Raw genomic sequence first — 18,777 nt, forward strand, 5'->3', positions numbered from 1 at the left:
GCGGAGAGTGATGTGGCAATCAGCGAGACAGTCATGGACACGGCAGGACGTACGGCGGGCGCTGCGGCCGGCGGGTCCGACTGGCGTGCGACCGGGGAGCGTATCGACACCCTGATCGCCGCCAGCGCCTCGGGCGGCGCGATCGCCCGCGAGCGGAGCGAGGAGCTGGTCAGGCTCGTCACCGATTTCTACGGTGCCGGTCTCGAACGGCTGCTGGACCTCCTCTACGAGCAGGGCCGCCTGGGCGACGACCTGCTCGCCGCCATCGCCGCCGACGACCTGGTCGCCAGCCTGCTGCTGGTGCACGGGCTGCATCCGTACAGCGTCGAGACCCGGGTCGAGAAGGCGCTGGAGAGCGTCCGGCCCTACCTCGGCTCGCACGGCGGCGATGTGGAGCTGCTCGGCGTCAGCGACGACGGTGTCGTCGGGCTACGGCTGCTGGGGAGCTGCGACGGCTGCCCCTCGTCGTCGGCCACGCTCAAGCTCGCCGTCCAGGGCGCCGTCGAGGCGGCGGCCCCGGAGATCACCACGATCGAGGTCGAGACCCCGGGCGAGGACGCGTCGGGGACGGCGGGGGCGTCCGGGCCGATGGTCCCGGTGGACGCGCTGTTCTCGCGGCTTCATGAGACCGCGCAAGCCGCCGGCGCCGGCGATGGCGTCGGCGACGGCCCGGCGGGCTCCTCCTGGCAGCCGTTCCCCGACCCCGCGGGCCTGGAGTCCGGCGCCGTCACGCACTTCACCGCGGGTGAAGTGCCGGTGCTGGCCTGCCGGATCGGCGCCGACCTGTTCGCCTTCCTGGACCGGTGCGCCCGCTGCGACCGTTCGCTGAAGGGCGCGGCGCTTGCCAGGCGGCTCGGCGGCGCCTCCGGTGACGCGGTGCTGCGGTGCCCCGGTTGCCACGCGCACTACGACGTACGTCGGGCGGGCGCCTGCCTCGACGAGGACGGGCTGCACCTGGATCCGCTGCCCGTGCTCGCCGACGGGGTCACGGCCTCGGTCGCCGTACCCACCCCGGCGACGGCGACGGCGACGGCGACCGCTGCGGCAGCGGTGGCGGTGGCGACATGAGCACCGGTCGGCATGCGGCCTCCCCGGTGGCGGCGCTGCTGCGGGTCACCCGTAACCGTCCGGCGCCGGTCGTCGGGGAGCGCTGCGAGATGTGCGCCGAGCAGATCGGCGGCGAGCACGCGCATGTGGTGAATCTGGACAGCCGCGCCCTGATGTGCAGTTGCCGGGCCTGCTATCTGCTGTTCACCGACGAGGGCGCGAACCTCCACTACCGGGCGGTCCCGGAGCGGTATCTGCACTTCTCGGGCCTCGCCCTCGACGAACGGACCTGGGACGAGTTGCAGATCCCGGTGGGACTCGCTTTCCTGTTCCGCAACTCGGTGCAGGACCGCACCATCGCGTTCTATCCGGGCCCGGCCGGTGCCACCGAGTCCGAACTGCCTCTTGATGCCTGGGACACCATCGTCACCGCCCACCCCGAACTCGGCGTCCTGCGGGCCGATGTGGAGGCGCTGCTCGTACGGCGTACTCGGGAGGCCGGAGCCACCGAGAGCACGGACGAGGTGTGTCACCTGGTTCCCATCGACGCCTGTTACGAACTGGTGGGCAGGCTACGGACGTTGTGGCGCGGCTTCGACGGCGGCCGGGAGGCGCACGCCGCGATGGACGCCTTCTTCGCGCAGGTCAAGGAGCGCAGCCGGCCGGCGGCGAAGGTTGCCGGCGTGGGTGGCGTAAGCGGCGTGGGCGGGTCCTGGTGAGCGACGACCTCAGCTTCTCCGTACTCGACGTGTTCGCCGAGCCGTACACCGTGGCACCGCAGTTGACCGCCCGGCTGCGGATCGAGGACGGCTCCGGCGAACGCGTCCACGCGATCGTGCTGCGCTGTCAGGTCCGTATCGAACCGCAGCGCAGACACTACGACGACACCGAACGGGACGGCCTGCGCGGCCTGTTCGGCGAGCGCGACCGGTGGTCCGACACCCTGAAGCCGTTCCTCTGGATGCAGTGCAACGCCACGGTCCAGGGCTTCACCGGTGCCACCGAGGTGAGCCTCGCGCTGCCCTGCACCTACGACTTCGACGTGATTGGCTCCCGCTATCTGCACGCGCTCGGCGACGGCCATGTGCCGCTCACACTGCTGTTCTCGGGGACGGTGTTCACCAAGGGCAGCGCGGGCTTCGGGGTGCGCCAGGTGCCCTGGGACTGCGAGGCCCGGCATCTGATGCCGGTCGCCGTCTGGCGACGGATGATCGAGTCCCACTTCCCCAACTCCGGCTGGATCAGGCTGGATCAGGACGTGCTCGACCAGATCGCCGACTTCCGGTCGCGGCGCGGGCTGATCGGCTGGGACGAGACGGTACGTACCCTGCTGGCCGACATCGGTGAGGTGGTGGTCCCGTGAGTTCCGTCGATTCGGTGGGTTCGGTGGGTTCGGTGGGTTCCGTGAGTCCCATCGACCACGTCCGTACGATCGCCGACGCCGTGCTGTACGAGGGGTACCTGCTCTACCCCTACCGGGCCAGCTCGCACAAGAACCAGTCACGCTGGCAGTTCGGCGTCCTCGGTCCGCCCGCCGCCTCGCCCGCGAGCTTCGGCGAGGAGCCCGGCATGGCGATGCGGTGCCTGCTCACGGCCACCCCGTCCGACACCCCGGCGGCGGTCACGATCCATCTGCGCTTCCTCCAGCTCCAGGTCCGCGAGGTACGGCGGCGGAACGAGGACGGCACCGACACCCCGGTCGACAGCCTCACCGTGTCCGGCGTATCCGTGCTGAGCTGGGACGAGGCGGTGGAGCAGGAGATCGTGCTGCCCTCCGTCTCGCTGGCCGGGCCGACCGACACACTGCACCACATCCCCGGCAGCGAGGAGATCGAGCCGCTGACGGACGCGGAGGGCGCCCCGGTGGGCCGTATCGTGCGCCGCCGCGAGCCGCTGGCGGCGCGTATCCGTACGCGTACGGACCTCGACGACGGCTTCCTCCGGCTGACCGTGTCCGTCGACAACGAACACGCCGGGACGGCCGCCGACAAGGACGCGGCGATCCGCGTCTCGCTGATCGGCTCGCACCTCATCCTCCAGGCGCACGGGGCGGACTTCGTCTCGCTCCTCGACCCTCCCGAGGGCGCGGAGGGAGCGGCCGGCCGCTGCCGGCAGCGGCGCTGCTGGCCCGTACTGGCCGGTGCGAAGGGGACGACCGACACCGTGCTCGGCGCGCCGATCATCCTGTACGACCATCCGGAGATCTCCGAGCAGAGCCCGGGCGCCCTCTTCGACTCCACCGAGATCGACGAGATCCTGACGCTGCGGGTGATGACGATGACGGAGGAGGAGAAGGCGGAGGCGCGGGCCACCGATCCACGGGCCCGGGAGATCATCGACCGCTGCGACCAGATGTCGGCCGCCGATCTGCAACAGCTCCACGGCCTCCTCCGCGACCCGCACGCGCCGTCGCCGTCGCCGTCACTCTCGCCACCCATGACCGCGCCACTGCCGTCGGCCGCTCCCGGTTACGCCGATCTGCGCGACGCCGAGCCCCCCGCCTTCGACACGGGCGGCGCGCCCTGGTGGGACCCGGCGGCAGACGCGAGTGTGCGCCCGGAGTCCGACGCCGTCGTGATCGGCGGTGTCAGCGTGTCCAAGGGAAGCCTGGTCCGCGTACATCCGTCCCGCCGCGCCGACGCGCAGGACATCTTCTTCGCCGGCCAGGTGGCGCGGGTGACGGCCGTGCTCTCGGACGTCGACGGCGGGACACATGTGGCGCTGGTCCTCGTCGACGACCCGGCGTCCGACATGCACGACTGGTACGGCCGCTACTTCTACTTCGCGCCCGACGAGCTGGAACCCCTGCCCGTCGAGGACCCCCGACCCCCGGAACAGCACCGAGAGGAGAACCCATCGTGAGGACTCTGGGAATGATCACCACAGGAGTCGCAGCGGCAGTGGCGGCGGTCGCCGTGGTCGTCGGCGTGATGTCGATCCCCGACATCCGCCGGTATCTGAAGATCCGTTCGATGTGAGCGAGGGAGTCAATCACATGTCCAGCAGACCAGATAAGTCAGACAGGTCAGGGGCGTCACGCGTATCGGGCTCCTCGGGCATGCGGGCCCGCTCGGGCGACGACATCGAGGAGGAGCCGCAGGCGGTACGGGGTCCCAAGGGCTCCCGCGACACCGGCTCGGACAAGCCCTCGGGCGGCCCGGCCGGCCGCCCCGCCGGCGGTGCCCATCCCACGTCCGACACCTCGATCAAGCCCGGCAAGCCCCAGGACCCGGACGCGCCCGACCTCCAGTCCGGCGGCGGCTGAGCCGCACCCGGCGCCCGCCATCCCCACCTCCCCACTTCTCCACTTCCCCACCGCAGGAGCACGATGACGAACGCCCCGAACCGGCGCCACGCCGGCGCCCCCACGCGCCGAGGACCAGTCCTGACGTGACCGCTGAAGTGACCGCCGGCCCGCCGGCTGACGTGACCGGTCGCGTGCTCGTGGCGGGCATCGGCAATCTCTTCCTCGGCGACGACGGCTTCGGCCCCGAAGTCGTCCGCCGGCTCGCCGCGTCCGGCGACCTGCCACCGCCGGTCCGGCTGACCGACTACGGCATCCGGGGCATGCACCTCGCGTACGACCTGCTCGACGGGTACGAGGCGCTGGTGCTGGTCGACGCGTACCCCGGCGGCGGCCCGCCCGGTGAGCTGACCGTGCTCGAAGTCGGCGCCGACGACCTCGGCACGGGTGAATTCGACGCACACGGGATGAATCCGGTGGCAGTACTCGCAAATCTGGACCAACTGGGCGGTACTCTTCCGCTCACCTACGTCGTCGGCTGCACCCCGGCCGACGTCGAGGAGGGCATCGGGCTCAGCGAAGCGGTTCTGGCCGCCGTACCTGAGGCGATGGAAGCGGTGCGCGCGCTGGTCCGGCGAATCCTGCCGGAGGGGCCGCCCCGGCCCGTGGGCCCTCAGCCCGTACAGCACGAACAGCCCGAACAGCCCGTAGAACCAAGACCGGTAGAACCACACCCCGTACAGCCCGCCCGCATCCGGAGGACCTGACCATGTGCCTTGGCATTCCGGGGCGAGTCGTGGAGATCGTGGACGGGTACGCCGGCCAGCTCGCCCTCGTCGATGTCGAGGGCGCGCGGCGGCGCGTCAACATCGGCATGCTCGACGCGCCGCCCGCCCCGGACGACTGGGTGCTGCTCCATATGGGCTTCGCCGTGGAGATCATCGACGCGGCCAAGGCGCGCGAGGCGCTGTCGGGTCTGGAGATGATGGGGCGCGGGCGCCCGGAGCGTATCCGGCGGCGGTACGAGGTGTCCGGCGTCGTCCAGGGCGTGGGGTTCCGCCCGTTCGTCTATGTCACTGCCTCGGAGCTGGCGCTCACGGGGTCGGTCGTGAACACCGGCGCCGGTGTGATCGCCGAGGTCGAGGGCGAGAGCGACGCCGTCGAGGAGTTCGGACGGCGGCTGCGCGCCGAGGCCCCGCCGCTCGCGGTGCTGGAAGACGTGCGGGAGAGCGACCGGCCGACCCTGGGCGGTACGGAGTTCACCATCGAGGTCTCCAGCGCCGGGGGCCGGGCCCGTACGCTCGTCTCGCCCGACGTCGCGACCTGCGCGGACTGCCTGGCCGAGATGTGCGACCCGGGCGACCGCCGCTATCGCCACCCCTTCATCACCTGCACCCACTGCGGCCCGCGCTTCACCATCGTCACCGGTATGCCCTACGACAGGGCGGCCACCACCATGGCGGCGTTCGAGATGTGCGACGCGTGCCGGGCGGAGTACGAGGATCCGCGCGACCGGCGCTTCCACGCCCAGCCGATCGCCTGTCACGCCTGTGGACCGCGGCTCGAACTGATCCTGGCCGGGACGGACGCGGGGACGGCCGCCGCCCCTGCGAGCGGCGCCGAGGCGCTGCGTGCGGCGCGCGAGATGCTCGCCGAAGGACGCATCCTCGCCGTCAAGGGGCTCGGCGGCTACCACCTGATGTGCGACGCCCGTAACCTCGCCGCCGTCGCCGAGCTGCGGCGGCGCAAGCGGCGCGGTGGGAAACCCTTCGCCGTGATGGTCTCCGACCTCGGTGTGGCCAGGGAACTCGTGACGATGACCGCCGACGAGGAGGCGCTGCTCACCGGCGCCCGTAAGCCGATCGTGCTCCTGCCGCGCCGCGCGGGAGCACCGGCCGGAGCACCGGCCGTGGCATCGGCCGTCGCGTCGGCCGTCGCGCCCGGGAACCCCGATCTCGGGGTGATGCTCCCCTACACCCCGCTGCACGTCCTGCTCTTCGGGATCGGGGACGATCTGCCGGGGCCCGACGCGCTGGTGGCGACCTCTGCCAACGCGTCCGGTGAGCCGATCGTGACCGACGACGCCCTCGCCCTGACCGAGTTGGCGCCGCTGGTCGACGGCTGGCTGCGGCACGACCGTACGATCCAGGTGCCGTGCGACGACTCGGTCAGCCGGTTCGTCGCGGGCGCCGAGCTGCCGATCCGCAGGTCACGCGGGTACGCGCCGCTGCCGCTCGCGCTGCCCTTCGACGTACCGCCGATGCTCGCAGTCGGCGCCGATCTGAAGAACACCTTCGCGCTGGGCGAGGGCCGGTACGCCTGGCTCAGCCAGCACATCGGCGACATGGACGGCCTGTCCACCGTCGAGGCGCTGACCCGGACCGAGGAACACCTTGAGCGCCTCACCGGCGTCGAGCCCGCCCAGTTGGTGGGAGACAGGCACCCCGGCTACCGCTCGGCCGGCTGGGCCCGTACCCATGCGCGCGGACGCGCGGTGCGGACCGTGCAGCACCACCACGCCCATATCGCCTCGGTCATGGGGGAGCACGGGCTCGCCCCCGGCGAGAGCGTGATCGGGGTCGCCTTCGACGGCACCGGTTACGGCGCCGACGGCGCGGCGTGGGGCGGCGAGGTGCTGATCGCCGGGTACAAGTCCTTCGAGCGGGCCGCGCATCTCGGGTACGTGCCGCTGGCCGGCGGCGACGCGAGTGTGCTCCGTCCGTACCGGATGGCGCTCGCCCATCTCCACGCGGCCGGGGTCGCCTGGGACGACGACCTGCCGCCGGTGCGGGCCTGCCCGCCCAAGGAACAGGGCGTGCTGCGCCACCAGTTCGGGACGGGGTTCGGCTGTGTGCCGACGTCCAGCATGGGACGGCTCTTCGACGCGGTCGCCTCGCTGATCGGGGTCCGGCACCAGGTGGACTACGAGGCGGAGGCGGCCATCGAACTGGAGGGGCTGGCCCGGTCGGCGGCGCCGGCGGGAGCCGCGGAGTCCGCGGGGCCGGAAGGCGCTGACGGCGGCGCGTACGCCTTCGGTGTGCGACTGCCGGACGAGCGGGGCGACGTGGAGGCACCCGTGGTCGCCGATCCCGGTCCTGTCATCCGCGCCGTGGTGGCCGATCTGCGCGCGGGTGTCGTCAAGGAAGTGATCGCCGCCCGCTTCCACGCCTGCGTCGCCGCGCTCGTCGCCGACCTCGCCGAGATCGCCAGGGGGCGGACCGGCCTCGACGTGGTCGCGCTCGGCGGCGGCGTCTTCCAGAACGCCGTACTGCTCGGGGCCGGCCAACGCGCCCTGACCGAGCGCGGTTTCACCGTCCTGCGGCCGAGGCTGCTCCCGCCGAACGACGGCGGGATCGCCCTCGGCCAGCTCCTGATCGCCGCCTCGGGCTGACCGTCCGGGGATGCACCGAGAAGGAACCCGAAAAAAGGAAGAGGGACCATGTGTCTGGCAGTTCCGGGACGTGTCCTCAGCACCGTCGCAGTCGACGGCACCTTGATGGCCGATGTGGACTTCGGCGGAGTGCGCAAGGAGGTGTGCCTCCAGTACATCCCCGACGTGAGAAAAGGTGAATACGTCGTCGTGCACGTCGGATTCGCCATCCAGCGGCTCGACGAACGGTCGGCGCTGGAGACACTGGCCAACTTCGAGAAGCTCGGCATCCTGGAGGAGGAGTTCGGGGACGGGTTCGAGCGCGCGGCCAAGGCCAAGCAGGAAGATCACGCCGACGAGTTGCCCGAAGGAGCCACACGATGAAGTACCTCGACGAGTTCAGCGACCCCGACCTGGCGAAGAAGCTGATCGACCAGATCCACGCCGCCACCACCCGGCCGTGGGCCATGATGGAGGTCTGCGGCGGTCAGACGCATTCGATCATCCGGCACGGCATCGACCAACTGCTGCCCGACGGCGTGGAGATGATCCACGGTCCCGGGTGTCCGGTCTGTGTGACACCGCTGGAGATCATCGACCGCGCGCTGGCGATCGCGGCCCGTCCCGGGGTGATCTTCTGCTCCTTCGGGGACATGCTGCGGGTGCCCGGCAGCAGCCAGGACCTGTTCTCCGTCAAGAGCGCCGGCGGCGATGTGCGGGTGGTGTACTCGCCGCTCGACGCGCTGAAGGTGGCAAGGCAGAACCCGGACAAGGAAGTTGTCTTCTTCGGCATCGGGTTCGAGACGACGGCGCCCGCCAACGCGATGACCGTCCACCAGGCCAAGCGCCTCGGCGTACGGAACTTCTCCCTGCTGGTGTCGCACGTCCTGGTGCCGCCCGCGATGGCCGCCATCATGGAGTCGTCCACCTGCCGGGTGCAGGCGTTCCTCGCCGCCGGGCATGTGTGCAGCGTGATGGGCACCTCCGAATACCCGCCGCTGGCCGAGAAGTACAAGGTGCCGATCGTTGTCACCGGCTTCGAGCCGCTGGACATCCTGGAGGGCGTGCGCCGGACGGTCATCCAACTCGAAGAGGGGCGCCACGAGTTGGAGAACGCCTATCCGCGCGCCGTACGCGACGAGGGCAACGTCCCCGCCATGGAGATGCTGCGCGACGTCTTCGAGGTGACCGACCGGACCTGGCGCGGCATCGGGATGATCCCGCTGAGCGGCTGGCGGCTCTCCGAGGCGTACGCGGAGTTCGACGCCGAGCTGCGGTTCGACGTGACCGGCATCCGGACGGCGGAATCGGCGCTGTGCAGATCGGGCGAGGTGCTCCAGGGGCTGATCAAGCCGCACGAGTGCGCCGCGTTCGGCAAGGAGTGCACGCCGCGCAATCCGCTGGGCGCGACGATGGTGTCCTCCGAGGGCGCGTGCGCCGCATACCACACGTATCGACGGCTCGAACTGGTCGGTGCGAAGTGACCGACCTGACTCATGCGACTGATGTGACCGACACGGTCCCCGCGACCCGCGCCGCCGGCCTGGCCGGTCTCGACTTCGAGAGCTGGGTCTGTCCGGTGCCGCTGCGGGAGACCCCGTCCATCGTGATGGGCCACGGCGGCGGCGGCGCGATGTCCGGTGAACTCGTCGAGCATCTCTTCCTGCCCGCTTACGGCGCCGCCGCGTCGGCCGAGTTGGGCGATTCGGCGGTACTCACCGTCGGTGAGGGGACCCGGCTCGCCTTCTCCACCGACTCGTTCGTGGTGAAGCCGATGTTCTTCCCCGGCGGGTCGATCGGCGATCTGGCGGTGAACGGAACGGTCAACGACCTCGCGATGTCCGGCGCGGCGCCGCTCTTCCTCTCCACCGCCTTCATCCTTCAGGAAGGCACCGAGCTTTCCCAACTCGGCCGGATCGCGGAGGCGTTGGGTGCCGCTGCGCGGGCCGCCGGCGTACGGCTGGTCACCGGGGACACCAAGGTCGTCGACCGTGAGAGCGGCGACGGCGTCTACATCAACACCTCCGGCATCGGGGTGATCCCCGACGGCGTCGACATCGGCCCGCGCCGCGCCCGCCCCGGTGACGCCGTGCTGATCAGCGGCGACATCGGGGTGCACGGGGTCGCCGTGATGAGCTGCCGGGAAGGCCTGGAGTTCGGCACGACGGTCGAGAGCGACACGGCCCCCCTCCATGGGCTGGTCGCCGGCATGCTCGCCACCGGCGCCGACGTGCGCGTCCTGCGCGACCCGACCCGAGGCGGGGTCTCGGCGTCGCTCAACGAGATCGCCCGCGCCTCCGACGTCGGGATCGAGCTGGTGGAGCGGGAGTTGCCGGTGCCCGAGACCGTACGGGACGCGTGCAGCCTGCTCGGGCTCGATCCCCTCCAGGTGGCGAACGAGGGCAAGCTGCTCGCGATCGTGCCGGAGGAAGCGGCTGACCAGGTGCTGGCCGCCCTCCAGGCCCATCCGCTCGGGCGGGCGGCGCGCAGGATCGGCACCTGCGTACCCGACCACCGAGGAATGGTCGTCGCCAGGACCGGACTTGGCGGGACCCGGGTGGTCGGCCTCCCCATCGGCGAACAACTACCGAGGATCTGCTGAGTGAGCGAACAAGGCGCCCTCCTCTTCGCGCGCTACGCCTACCCGCCCAACGAACTGGGTTACTGCGGCCCCGCCGACGCCTCCGCGCTGCTCACGGCCGGCACGGCGGACGGCGTCGAGCGCCGGGCCCGGCAGTTTGAGGGCGCCTGGTGCTACCTCGAATTCCTCGCGGAGTCGGCCGGGCTCCCCGACCCGCTCGACGAGCGGGTGGTCGAGGCGTACTGGATCGGCAGCGACCTCCTGGACCGGGTCGATCCCGCCGCCCTGCTGGACAGGATGCGGGACCGCTTCCGGGGCCAGCTCGGCGGCACCTGGCGGGAGGCGGGGAGCAGGGCGGTCGCCCACCACAGCTTCCAGGTCTTCGACGTGTACCCGTGGGCCGCGATGCTGCGGACGACCGGCAACCCGACGGCCCTGTCGGTGCTCGACCGGTGCCGTATCCGGACGGGCCTGGTCCTCGGGGTCGACGGGGAGTCTGCGACGGTCGAATCCCGTCCGCTGCGGTGGGACGGGCGGGAGATGGTGCCCGGGGAGCCCGGCCAGGAGTTGGTCCGCTGGTCGACCGGCGGCAGGTCGCTGATCGACGGGGTACGGCCGGGTGACCGGGTGGCGCTGCACTGGGACTGGGTCTGTGACGTGCTGACCGAGGACCAGGCGGCGCGCGTGGAGTCGCTGGAGGCACGGCAGCGGGCCGGGGCGGGCGGCCTCGTACCCGCAGCCGCTCCCCCGGCTTGACCGGTCGGGATCAGGCGGACGCGGAGACGGGACCAGAGGGGGAGGCGGAGGCAGAACCGGCGACGGCGGCGAGGCGGGCCTGCACGCGGGCCGGGTAGCGCGCGGTGAAGACCATCGGGGCGGCGAGGCCGACGACATGGCAGGCGATGGTGAGCCAGACCGGTGCGCCGGTCAGGACGCAGACGGCGAGCGCGAGGCCGAGCAGGGTGAACGAACTCGCCCAGGCGGCCGTGATGATGGCGTTGATCCGCAGGAACTCGGGCCGTTCCCAGTACTCGGGCGGGGTCCGGCGCCGCGCTATCCCGAGCGTGAAGGGCCTGCCCCCGGCGAGGCTCCCCCAGGCGGTCAGTGCGAGCCAGCCGAAGGACGCGACGTCGTCGTACGTCTTCAGCGGCGACTGCGGGAAGGCGAAGGCGAGGACGGCGAGCCCGGCGAAGTACACCACGGTGCTGACCTCAAGGACCTGGGCGTCGGCGGGGATTCCGGCTCTGCGGTCCTGGAGCAGCAGAGCGGCACCGGTCAGGAGCGCGGCGACGGCAGCCCAACGCCAGTCCCAGGACCCGGCGACCGCGAAAACGATCCAGGGGATGAAGCCACGCAGATAGCTCACGCCGATCTCCTCCACAGGAGCCTGGACACGCACCAGGCTCGACATGTCGAAGTTAGAACCTCCGGGCAAGACATGTCAACAATGGAATGTCGCGGGAACGTAGTCAGACGCCGGCCATGTCCAGGAGTTCCAGCCACAGTTCCAGCTCGGGCGCCTTCGCCTTGTACGAACGGTCGCCCTTGCCGTCCTTGGGGCGGCCGAGGCGGTAGTACTCCACCAGACGCTCTGCCATGCGCACGGTCTCGCCCGGGAGTTGGTGGCGGATGACCTGGTCCCACGCGTAGCCGGACCGCTGATCGTGCAGTTCGGCGAGGGGGAAGAGCTTCCGGCAGGCCGCCCAGCAGATCAACTCGGGTGCGTACGCGATGAGATGGCCGTGCCGCTCACTGCACCGCTTCGGCATGGCGGACAGGGCGTCGCGGGCCGCCCGCCACGCCTCCAGCGCGCGCATCACACCGACGGGAGCCATCGTGCCGTGGAAGAGGCCCTTGTAGTGCGGGGAGCTGAAATCGCTCCACAGGGCGTCCAACCCCTCCTCCGTGGAAGCGAGATGGGCGGCGTACGGGCGGGGTGCGACCGACAGACAGGCGAGCGCGCGCGTCACGTCGGCCATGGAGAAGAGCGGTCCGCCCGGCCCCGTCGCCATCCCCCGGCGCGGGCAGAAGAAGCCGTCCCCCTCCCAGTCGCAGTCCATGAGCCGGACGATGTGGCGGCACCGGATGAGCTTGTCCTGCGCCGTGGACGCGTTGACGTAGCGCTCGGCGACGTCGTACACGCGGCGCGCCCGCTCGCGCTCAGGACCACAGACGATCTCCAGCCGTACGACGGAGCGGTCGAGGTGCTCGCGCGACAGTTCCCCCGCGACATGGGCGATGACCTTCAGGCGCTGCATGCCGTCGATGCATTCGGGGCCGATGATGTGCACGAGATCGGCGAACGTGCCCGGTTCCGTGAAGAGTTCCACCTCGTCGGCGCCGAGGACGATATGGCTCGCGGCGCCGAAGTCCTCGGGCCGCTCCCGCAGCATCCGGGCGAGCCCGTGGTTCTGCTCGCTGTCGTGGAGGTATCCCCGGCCGGCCCCGAGGTGGCGCGCGGCGTCGGCCGAAGCGGCGAGCGGCGCGAGGTCGGAGGCGCGCACATCGACGGCCCAGCCACGGGAGAGCTGTGCGACGTGGAGGGGACGGAAGCTGAACACCGGCTCGGCCGACAGAGCCAGCTCGGCGGAGGAGAAATTCGCATGCATGGCTGTCCAACGCGTAAGGGGACGAAGCGTGACGGTCCACGAGCCGCCAATGATCAATCCCCGGGAGGAACCGCCCCGCACGACCTAAGGTGAAGACGATGGCTGACGACACAGGGCACACGGCCGGCTACGAGCTGCCGCTGCTCCTCTTCGCGGGGTTCCGGTCCCTCATGGACCAGTCGTGCGCCGAGCTGGCGCGGCTCGGCCATCCCGGCATCCGCCCCCTGTACGGCTTCGCCCTGCGGGCCATCGGCCCCGGCGGCGCGACAGCGGCCGGCATCGCGCGGCGCCTCGGGGTCTCCCATCAGGCGGCGGCCAAGGCGGTCGGCCGCCTGGAGTCCCTGGGGTACGTGGAACGCACCGCGGACCCCGCCGACGCCCGCCGCAAACTGGTCCTCCTCACGCCCAGGGGGCTGGACGCGCTCGACCGTTCAACGGCGGTCTTCGAGCAGGCGCGCGCCGGCTGGGCCTCCGCGCTGGGGGCGGAGCGCCTGCACGCCCTGGAGTCGGACCTGCGGACGATGGCACCGCCCGGCCGCTGATCACAGGTGGCAGGAACGGCAAGCGTGGTACGGCAGGCACCGCACCACCCCCCGGAGGCCCCCCTCGCCGGCTACTTCCCCTGGTGTTCGGCGACCAGTTCAGCGATCAGGACGCTGATGTGCGCCTCGGCGGCCGCCTTGTCGATGCCGAGGCCGGTCAGCACCCCCGTACCGTCCTCCAACTCCAGGAGCGCGAGAAGCAGATGCTCCGTCCCGACGTAGTTGTGGCCGAGCCGCAGCGCCTCCCGGAAGGTCAGCTCCAGCGCCTTCTTCGCCGCCGCGTCGAAGGGGATGAGGTCTGCGACCGAGTCGGCGGCGGGCGGCAGGACCGCCGTCGCCGCCTGCCTGACGGCCGCCAACTCCACTCCCTGCGCGACGATTTCCTTGGCCGCCAGGCCCTCGGGCTCGGAGAGGAGTCCGAGCACCAGGTGCTCGGGGCGGATCTCGGCGTTGCTCGCCGCGCGGGCCTCGTTCTGCGCGGACATGACGACGTTGCGGGCCCGGTGCGTGTAGCGGCTGAACCCCTGGTTGGGATCGAGGTCGGGCTGCTGCCCGTCCTTGATGACGAAGCGTTTCTGGGCCGCCTGCTTGCTGACGCCCATGCTCTTGCCGATGTCCGTCCAGGAGGCGCCGGAGCGCCTCGCCTGGTCCACGAAGTGGCCGATGAGATGGTCGGCGACGTCGCCCAGGTGGTCGGCGGCGAGCATCGCGTCGGTGAGCTGGTCGAGGGCGTCCGTATGGGCCTTCTTGATGGCCTCGATCAGGTCGTCGAGGCGTACGGGATTGGTCATGCGCGTCGGTTCGGTCGCGTCACTCATGCGTCAACCATAGGTTGACGATAGGGAATCGTCAACCCGTCGTTGACGATCAACGCGGCCTCATCGGACCTCGCTCAGCCCTCGCTCAGACCTCGACCCGCAGTTCGCGCGGCCCCCTGATCACGTACCCCTCGTTCCACTCCGGCTCCTCCGTCAGCCGCAGCTCCGGCGCACGGCGCAGCAACGCCCCGAAGGACGCGCCGAGTTCGAGCCGGGCGAGCGGTGCGCCCAGGCAGTAGTGGATGCCCGCGCCGAACGCCAGATGCGGGTTCTCCGGGCGCCCGAGGTCCAGCAGGTCGGGACGGTCGAAGCGGGCCGGGTCCCGGTGCGCCGAGCCGAAGAGCAGGGCCACCTCGCTGCCGCGCGGGATGACCGTACCGCCGACCTCGATGTCGTCGAGCACCCAGCGCTCGAACATCTGGAGCGGGGTGTCGAAGCGCAGCAACTCCTCGACGGCCGTGGGCAGAAGCGCCTCGGGCGCGGCGCGCAGCCTCGCCAGTTCGGCGGGGTGGCGGAAGAGGGTCAGCCAGCCGTTGGAGGTGGTGTTGACGGTGGCCTCGTGCCCCGCGTTGAGCAGCAGCACGCAGGTGGAGATCATCTCCTGCTCGGTCAGCCGGTCCTCGTCGTCGTGGGCGATCGTCAGCGCGGTGATCAGGTCGTCGCCCGGCGACCGGCGGCGCTCCTCGATCAGCCCGCGCAGATACGCGCTGAACTCCACCGAGGCCTCGACCGCACGGCGGGCCGCCTCCTCCCCCGGGTTCAGCTCGAACATCCCGACGATCGCCGACGACCAGGGCCGCAGCAGCGCGCGGTCCGCCTCGGGGACACCCAGCATCTCGGCGATCACGGCGACGGGCAGCGGCTCGGCCACCGAGGCGACGAGGTCGCCGCCCCCGTCGGCGACGAAGCGCTCCACCAGGTCCTCGGCGAGCCGGGTGACCGTCGGGGCCAGCCGCTCGACCGTGCGCGGCGTGAACGCCATGGAGACCAGGCGGCGGATACGGGTGTGGTCGGGCGCTTCGAGGTCGAGCAGACCGTGACCGTTGAGGGTGGTGAACGGCTCGTGCGCGGGCGGCGGCGCCGGGCGCCCGAACTCCTCGTGGCTGAAGCGGTGCAGGTACGTACGGCCGAGGCGGCGGTCGCGCAGCAGGGCGCGGACGTCCTCGTAGTGCGGGACGAGCCACTGGTCGGACCGGTCGAAATAGAGCGCGCGCCCGTGCGAGCGCAGCTCCGCGTAGGCCGGGTACGGGTCGGCCACGAAGGACGGCAGCCACGGGTCGAAGGCGTCGGTGGGGAGGGGAACGGGCGCGGGGCTCATACCTGCGAGCGTAACGGGGCCCCGCGAGCCGCCCTCCGTGCGTACCGGCGTACGGGCTTGCTCAGCGCGTAGCGGCTTGCCTCAGCGCGACCGGCCCCCGGCGTACGGGCTTACCGGCTTGCTCAGCCCTTCAGCTCCGCACCCTTCGCCACCAGCTCGTCCAGCATGACGACAACGCTCTTCTCCTGGGAGTCGCGCGGGGTGAACCGGGTCATCTCCTCGAAGTCGCCGTTGAAGTTCAGCTCGACCGCCGAGGGCACGCCCGTGATCTCGACACTGGTCAGGACCTGCCGGAGGTGCGCGACGGAGCGGGCGCCGCCGCCGAAGCCGTAACCGACGAAGCCCGCGGCCTTGCCGCTCCACTCGGTGAAGAGGAAGTCCACGGCGTCCTTGAGCACACCGGGGAACGATCCGTTGTACTCCGGGGTGACGAAGACGTACGCGTCGAACGAGCCGATCTTCTCGGCCCACGCGCGGGTGTGCGGCTGGCTGTACCCCTGGGCGCCGCGCGGCGGTACGGGCTCGTCCATGTGGGGCAGCGCGTAGTCGGCGATGTCCACGACCTCGAAGGCCGCGTCCGTGCGCGCTTCGGCTATGCCCTTGACCCACTGGGCCACGGCGTCGGCCTTCCGGCCGGGACGTGTGGTGCCCACGATGATCGCCACCTTCAACACGGCGGTGCTGGTGGCCTGTTCGGCTGCGAGACTCATGCGAGTGGTGCCTTTCGGGAAGCGCCTACGTCAGGGAGGCCGGGCGGCGTCGCCGACGGACGGCGTGGTCACAGCGGGGGGACTGACCGGCGTGGGGACCGCGTCATTCGCGGAGTCAGCCTGTATTTCAGACTTCAGTCTGTCAAACGAAATAGGATGCGACGCATGGCCCCCCGTAAATACGAGCAGAGGCGCCGCGCCGAAGCGGCGGGAGAGACCCGGCGCCGCATTCTCGACGCGGTCTACGACCGGATCGGCGAGGCGCCGTCGGAGCCGGTCAGCATCGACCACATCGCCCGGCAGGCCTGCGTGGCCCGCCCCACCGTCTACCTGGTCTTCGGCTCACGCGCCGGGCTGTTCGACGCGGTCGGGGCCGATCTCCTGGATCGCGGCGGCTTCGCACGCGTGCTGGAGTCGGCGTACGCCTCCGACGCCCGGGACAGCCTGCGCCGCGGCATCCGGGGAGTGGTCGAGATGTACGCGGCGCACCGGGACGTGCTGCGCGTACTGACCTCGATGGCGCTCCTCGACGCGGCCGCGGTGGGAGGGGCGGTCCAGCGGATGGAGGAGGGCAGGTCGTGCGGGATGACCGGGCTCGCCCAACGCCTCGCCGACCAGGGCCTGTTGCTCCCGGAGGTCAGCAAGGGGCAAGCGGCGGACCTGCTCTGGCTGCTGACGAGCTTCGACAGCTTCGACCTGCTGTACACGGGGAAGGCCCGGCCGGCCGACAGCGTCGCGCTGACGCTGATCACGACCGCCGAGCGGACTCTGTGCCGGGGTGCCGACGGTGATGCCCCGGAGAAGAACGGCGGTACGGACGCGGCGCGGCCCTGACCCCGGCGTGCGCCGGGGTCAGGGCCGCTGCCGGGTGGTCAGGGGCGGGGCCCCAGCACCTTCCCCGATGACGCGTCCGTCACCGTGATGGCCTCGGCGGGACACGAGTCGGCGGCGTCGAGCAGTACCTCCTGAGGCTCGGAGTCCTCCGCCCCCGGGACCACGTTCGCCGTGGCGCGGTCGAGCGCGAACCGCTCGGGCGCCAGCGCGACGCACATGCCGGAGCCGATACAGGCGTGCTCGTCCACTTCCAGATGCCAGGTCATACCGTTGATCCCCATTCGCCGTTCACGGAACGTCGTTCACGAACGCCGTTCACCGTGCGTCACTCGTCACTCGTCACCCGCCGGGCCGTCGCGCACCCGTTCACCAGGTGACGGGCATCCTGCTGGGCGCCCGTACGAGCATCTCGTCCTTCCACTCGACCTCTCCGGCGACCCGCAGCTCCGGCATCTTCGTCACCAGAGCGCGCAGCGCCTCATGCAGTTCGAGCCGGGCCAACTGCGCGCCCAGACAGTGGTGTACACCATGCCCGAAGCCGAGATGCTGGTTGGCCTCGCGGTCGAAACGGATCTCGTCCGGGTCGTCGAACTTGCGCGGGTCCCGGTTGGCGGCTCCGACGGCGACGAGCACCGGCTCGCCCTTCTTGACGAGTACGCCGCCGACCTCCACGTCCTCCGTGGCGTACCGGGCGAATCCGCCGCCCACGCCCAGCGGGACGAACCGCGTCAACTCCTCGACCGCGCTGGGGATCAGCTCGGGGTCGTCCACCAACCGCTGCCACTCGTCGGGGTGTTCGAGGAGGACCGTGACGAAGTTCGGGATCTGGGAGGCCGTTGTCTCGTGTCCGGCGATGAGGATGGCGATGCACAGGTTCACGAGCTCCAGCTCGGTGAGCCTGTCCTTGGCGTCCCTGGCCTCGATCAGCGCCGACATCAGGTCGTCCTGCGGCTCGGCCCTGCGTACGGCGACATGCTCCGCGATGTACGAGCGCAGCCCCTCGACGTTGTCCCGCTGCTGCTCCGGGGTGAGGTTGCTGGTCGACATGGCCGCGTCGCTCCAGACCCGGAACTTCGGCCGGTCGCCGGCCGGGACACCGAGCAGTTCGCAGATGACGGCGACGGGGAGCGGCAGCGCGAAGTCCTCGACGAGGTCGGCCGGACCGCCCTTCGCGATCAGCCCGTCGACCAGATCCTCGGTCAACTTCCGTACCCAGGGCTGCAATCCGTTCACCTGGTGCTTGGTGAACGCGCGCGAGACCAGCGTGCGCAGCCGGGTGTGGTGGGGCGGGTCCATGGAGAGGATGCTCTCGCTGTTGGGCATCGACCGGTGGCGGGGTTCGTCCTTCTGCAACGCCATCGCCCGGGAGAAGCGGAGGTCGCCGAGGACGAGGCGGACATCGGCGTAGCGCGTGGCGAGCCAGGCGGGTTCGCCGTGCGGCATCTGGACGCGGATCATGCCTTCGGCGTCCTGTGAGGCCGCGTACGCCTCGTGCATGTCGAGGCCGACCTGGTTGTTGAAGGGGTAGGCGACGGGTGCGGGGGGTGTGGTGCTCGTCAAGGTGACTCCCACTCAGATGGTGCGTGTGGTGCGCGCGGGGAAGCAGCGCCCGGAGTATGCAAGCAGGCGCTTACAACGCTAGGCAGAGCCTCAGAAGGCGTCAAGACGGCCGGGTCCCCGGCTCCGGGCGCTACGGTGTGCGCG

The 18,777-nt window shown here is 71.0% G+C and carries 20 protein-coding genes; 13 read left to right on the plus strand and 7 right to left on the minus strand.

The genetic code is table 11. The features are described from left to right. Positions 1-12 precede the first annotated feature (12 nt). The 11 genes from QR77_RS15760 to QR77_RS15810 all read left to right on the plus strand — a co-directional run bounded on the left by QR77_RS15760 (position 13) and on the right by QR77_RS15810 (position 10,998). Complete coding sequence (locus tag QR77_RS15760) at positions 13-1,068, plus strand: NifU family protein (protein WP_201778807.1); 1,056 nt, start codon at positions 13-15, stop codon at positions 1,066-1,068. Further along, complete coding sequence (locus QR77_RS15765; RefSeq protein ID WP_052488785.1) at positions 1,065-1,766, plus strand: DUF5947 family protein; 702 nt, start codon at positions 1,065-1,067, stop codon at positions 1,764-1,766. Before QR77_RS15760 ends, QR77_RS15765 begins: the two co-directional genes overlap by 4 nt. Next, the gene (locus QR77_RS15770) at positions 1,763-2,410 is read left to right on the plus strand and encodes a DUF6084 family protein (RefSeq protein ID WP_040022426.1); all 648 of its coding nucleotides are present in this window, start codon (positions 1,763-1,765) and stop codon (positions 2,408-2,410) included. Before QR77_RS15765 ends, QR77_RS15770 begins: the two co-directional genes overlap by 4 nt. Before the next feature lie 41 nt (positions 2,411-2,451). Further along, positions 2,452-3,909, plus strand: a complete 1,458-nt coding sequence (locus QR77_RS15775) for a hypothetical protein (RefSeq protein WP_063798174.1) — start codon at positions 2,452-2,454, stop codon at positions 3,907-3,909. 133 nt (positions 3,910-4,042) lie between these two features. Beyond that, positions 4,043-4,312 carry a hypothetical protein gene (locus tag QR77_RS15780; RefSeq protein WP_150130383.1) on the plus strand — a complete coding sequence of 90 codons (270 nt, stop codon included), beginning with the start codon at positions 4,043-4,045 and terminating at the stop codon, positions 4,310-4,312. Positions 4,313-4,437: 125 nt separating this feature from the next. After that, positions 4,438-5,058 (plus strand): hydrogenase maturation protease, encoded by a 621-nt coding sequence (locus tag QR77_RS15785; RefSeq protein WP_063798038.1) that lies wholly within the window; start codon positions 4,438-4,440, stop codon positions 5,056-5,058. A gap of 2 nt (positions 5,059-5,060) precedes the next feature. Next, positions 5,061-7,682, plus strand: a complete 2,622-nt coding sequence (hypF, locus tag QR77_RS15790; RefSeq protein WP_078876719.1) for a carbamoyltransferase HypF — start codon at positions 5,061-5,063, stop codon at positions 7,680-7,682. A 48-nt stretch (positions 7,683-7,730) separates the two neighbouring features. Next, a complete protein-coding gene (locus QR77_RS15795; protein WP_040022430.1) occupies positions 7,731-8,045 on the plus strand; it encodes a HypC/HybG/HupF family hydrogenase formation chaperone in 315 nt (104 codons plus the stop codon). After that, positions 8,042-9,145 carry a hydrogenase formation protein HypD gene (hypD, locus tag QR77_RS15800; protein ID WP_040022431.1) on the plus strand — a complete coding sequence of 368 codons (1,104 nt, stop codon included), beginning with the start codon at positions 8,042-8,044 and terminating at the stop codon, positions 9,143-9,145. The genes QR77_RS15795 and hypD overlap by 4 nt, the downstream gene beginning before the upstream one ends. 125 nt (positions 9,146-9,270) lie before the next feature. Beyond that, complete coding sequence (hypE, locus tag QR77_RS15805; protein WP_078877817.1) at positions 9,271-10,263, plus strand: hydrogenase expression/formation protein HypE; 993 nt, start codon at positions 9,271-9,273, stop codon at positions 10,261-10,263. Continuing rightward, entirely contained in the window at positions 10,264-10,998 is a 735-nt protein-coding gene (locus tag QR77_RS15810) for a DUF6390 family protein (RefSeq protein WP_052488787.1), read from the plus strand. 10 nt (positions 10,999-11,008) lie between these two features. On the opposite strand, the gene QR77_RS15815 is transcribed toward QR77_RS15810, so the two are convergent. Both QR77_RS15815 and QR77_RS46660 read right to left on the minus strand, forming a co-directional pair. Next, positions 11,009-11,608 (minus strand): hypothetical protein, encoded by a 600-nt coding sequence (locus QR77_RS15815; RefSeq protein ID WP_040028053.1) that lies wholly within the window; start codon positions 11,606-11,608, stop codon positions 11,009-11,011. A 103-nt stretch (positions 11,609-11,711) separates the two neighbouring features. Next, positions 11,712-12,851 (minus strand): hypothetical protein, encoded by a 1,140-nt coding sequence (locus QR77_RS46660; protein ID WP_040022433.1) that lies wholly within the window; start codon positions 12,849-12,851, stop codon positions 11,712-11,714. A gap of 98 nt (positions 12,852-12,949) precedes the next feature. Here QR77_RS46660 and QR77_RS15825 point away from each other — a divergent pair, with 98 nt between their 5' ends. Next, positions 12,950-13,393: a MarR family transcriptional regulator gene (locus QR77_RS15825; protein WP_040028054.1), complete on the plus strand. Its 444-nt coding sequence runs from the start codon at positions 12,950-12,952 to the stop codon at positions 13,391-13,393. A gap of 71 nt (positions 13,394-13,464) precedes the next feature. Here QR77_RS15825 and QR77_RS15830 read toward each other — a convergent pair whose 3' ends face one another. The 3 genes from QR77_RS15830 to QR77_RS15840 all read right to left on the minus strand — a co-directional run bounded on the left by QR77_RS15830 (position 13,465) and on the right by QR77_RS15840 (position 16,239). Then, on the minus strand, positions 13,465-14,211 hold the full coding sequence (locus QR77_RS15830; protein WP_236710672.1) for a Clp protease N-terminal domain-containing protein: 747 nt from the start codon (positions 14,209-14,211) through the stop codon (positions 13,465-13,467). Positions 14,212-14,296: 85 nt separating this feature from the next. Next, positions 14,297-15,529 carry a cytochrome P450 gene (locus QR77_RS15835; RefSeq protein ID WP_040022434.1) on the minus strand — a complete coding sequence of 411 codons (1,233 nt, stop codon included), beginning with the start codon at positions 15,527-15,529 and terminating at the stop codon, positions 14,297-14,299. A gap of 122 nt (positions 15,530-15,651) precedes the next feature. Beyond that, positions 15,652-16,239 (minus strand): NAD(P)H-dependent oxidoreductase, encoded by a 588-nt coding sequence (locus QR77_RS15840; RefSeq protein WP_236710673.1) that lies wholly within the window; start codon positions 16,237-16,239, stop codon positions 15,652-15,654. A 165-nt stretch (positions 16,240-16,404) separates the two neighbouring features. Between QR77_RS15840 and QR77_RS15845 the strand changes: the two genes are divergently transcribed. Then, on the plus strand, positions 16,405-17,073 hold the full coding sequence (locus tag QR77_RS15845) for a TetR/AcrR family transcriptional regulator (RefSeq protein ID WP_052488788.1): 669 nt from the start codon (positions 16,405-16,407) through the stop codon (positions 17,071-17,073). A gap of 38 nt (positions 17,074-17,111) precedes the next feature. Here QR77_RS15845 and QR77_RS15850 read toward each other — a convergent pair whose 3' ends face one another. Then, positions 17,112-17,339 (minus strand): ferredoxin, encoded by a 228-nt coding sequence (locus QR77_RS15850; protein WP_040028058.1) that lies wholly within the window; start codon positions 17,337-17,339, stop codon positions 17,112-17,114. Positions 17,340-17,439: 100 nt separating this feature from the next. Then, complete coding sequence (locus tag QR77_RS15855; protein WP_052489612.1) at positions 17,440-18,570, minus strand: cytochrome P450; 1,131 nt, start codon at positions 18,568-18,570, stop codon at positions 17,440-17,442. Positions 18,571-18,777 lie beyond the last annotated feature (207 nt).

The sequence above is a fragment of the Streptomyces sp. 150FB genome, from assembly GCF_000818195.1.
Classification (GTDB): Bacteria; Actinomycetota; Actinomycetes; order Streptomycetales; family Streptomycetaceae; genus Streptomyces.

Bases quoted from the DNA above. Each gene is read 5' to 3' on its own strand.
- QR77_RS15850 (WP_040028058.1), bottom strand. From the start codon at position 17,339: ATGACCTGGCATCTGGAAGTGGACGAGCACGCCTGTATCGGCTCCGGC.
- QR77_RS46660 (WP_040022433.1), bottom strand. From the start codon at position 12,851: ATGCATGCGAATTTCTCCTCCGCCGAGCTGGCTCTGTCGGCCGAGCCG.
- hypF (WP_078876719.1), top strand. From the start codon at position 5,061: ATGTGCCTTGGCATTCCGGGGCGAGTCGTGGAGATCGTGGACGGGTAC.
- hypE (WP_078877817.1), top strand. From the start codon at position 9,271: ATGGGCCACGGCGGCGGCGGCGCGATGTCCGGTGAACTCGTCGAGCAT.
- QR77_RS15855 (WP_052489612.1), bottom strand. From the start codon at position 18,570: ATGCACGAGGCGTACGCGGCCTCACAGGACGCCGAAGGCATGATCCGC.
- QR77_RS15845 (WP_052488788.1), top strand. From the start codon at position 16,405: ATGGCCCCCCGTAAATACGAGCAGAGGCGCCGCGCCGAAGCGGCGGGA.
- QR77_RS15795 (WP_040022430.1), top strand. From the start codon at position 7,731: ATGTGTCTGGCAGTTCCGGGACGTGTCCTCAGCACCGTCGCAGTCGAC.
- QR77_RS15765 (WP_052488785.1), top strand. From the start codon at position 1,065: ATGAGCACCGGTCGGCATGCGGCCTCCCCGGTGGCGGCGCTGCTGCGG.
- QR77_RS15840 (WP_236710673.1), bottom strand. From the start codon at position 16,239: ATGAGTCTCGCAGCCGAACAGGCCACCAGCACCGCCGTGTTGAAGGTG.
- hypD (WP_040022431.1), top strand. From the start codon at position 8,042: ATGAAGTACCTCGACGAGTTCAGCGACCCCGACCTGGCGAAGAAGCTG.
- QR77_RS15835 (WP_040022434.1), bottom strand. From the start codon at position 15,529: ATGAGCCCCGCGCCCGTTCCCCTCCCCACCGACGCCTTCGACCCGTGG.
- QR77_RS15780 (WP_150130383.1), top strand. From the start codon at position 4,043: ATGTCCAGCAGACCAGATAAGTCAGACAGGTCAGGGGCGTCACGCGTA.
- QR77_RS15830 (WP_236710672.1), bottom strand. From the start codon at position 14,211: ATGAGTGACGCGACCGAACCGACGCGCATGACCAATCCCGTACGCCTC.
- QR77_RS15825 (WP_040028054.1), top strand. From the start codon at position 12,950: ATGGCTGACGACACAGGGCACACGGCCGGCTACGAGCTGCCGCTGCTC.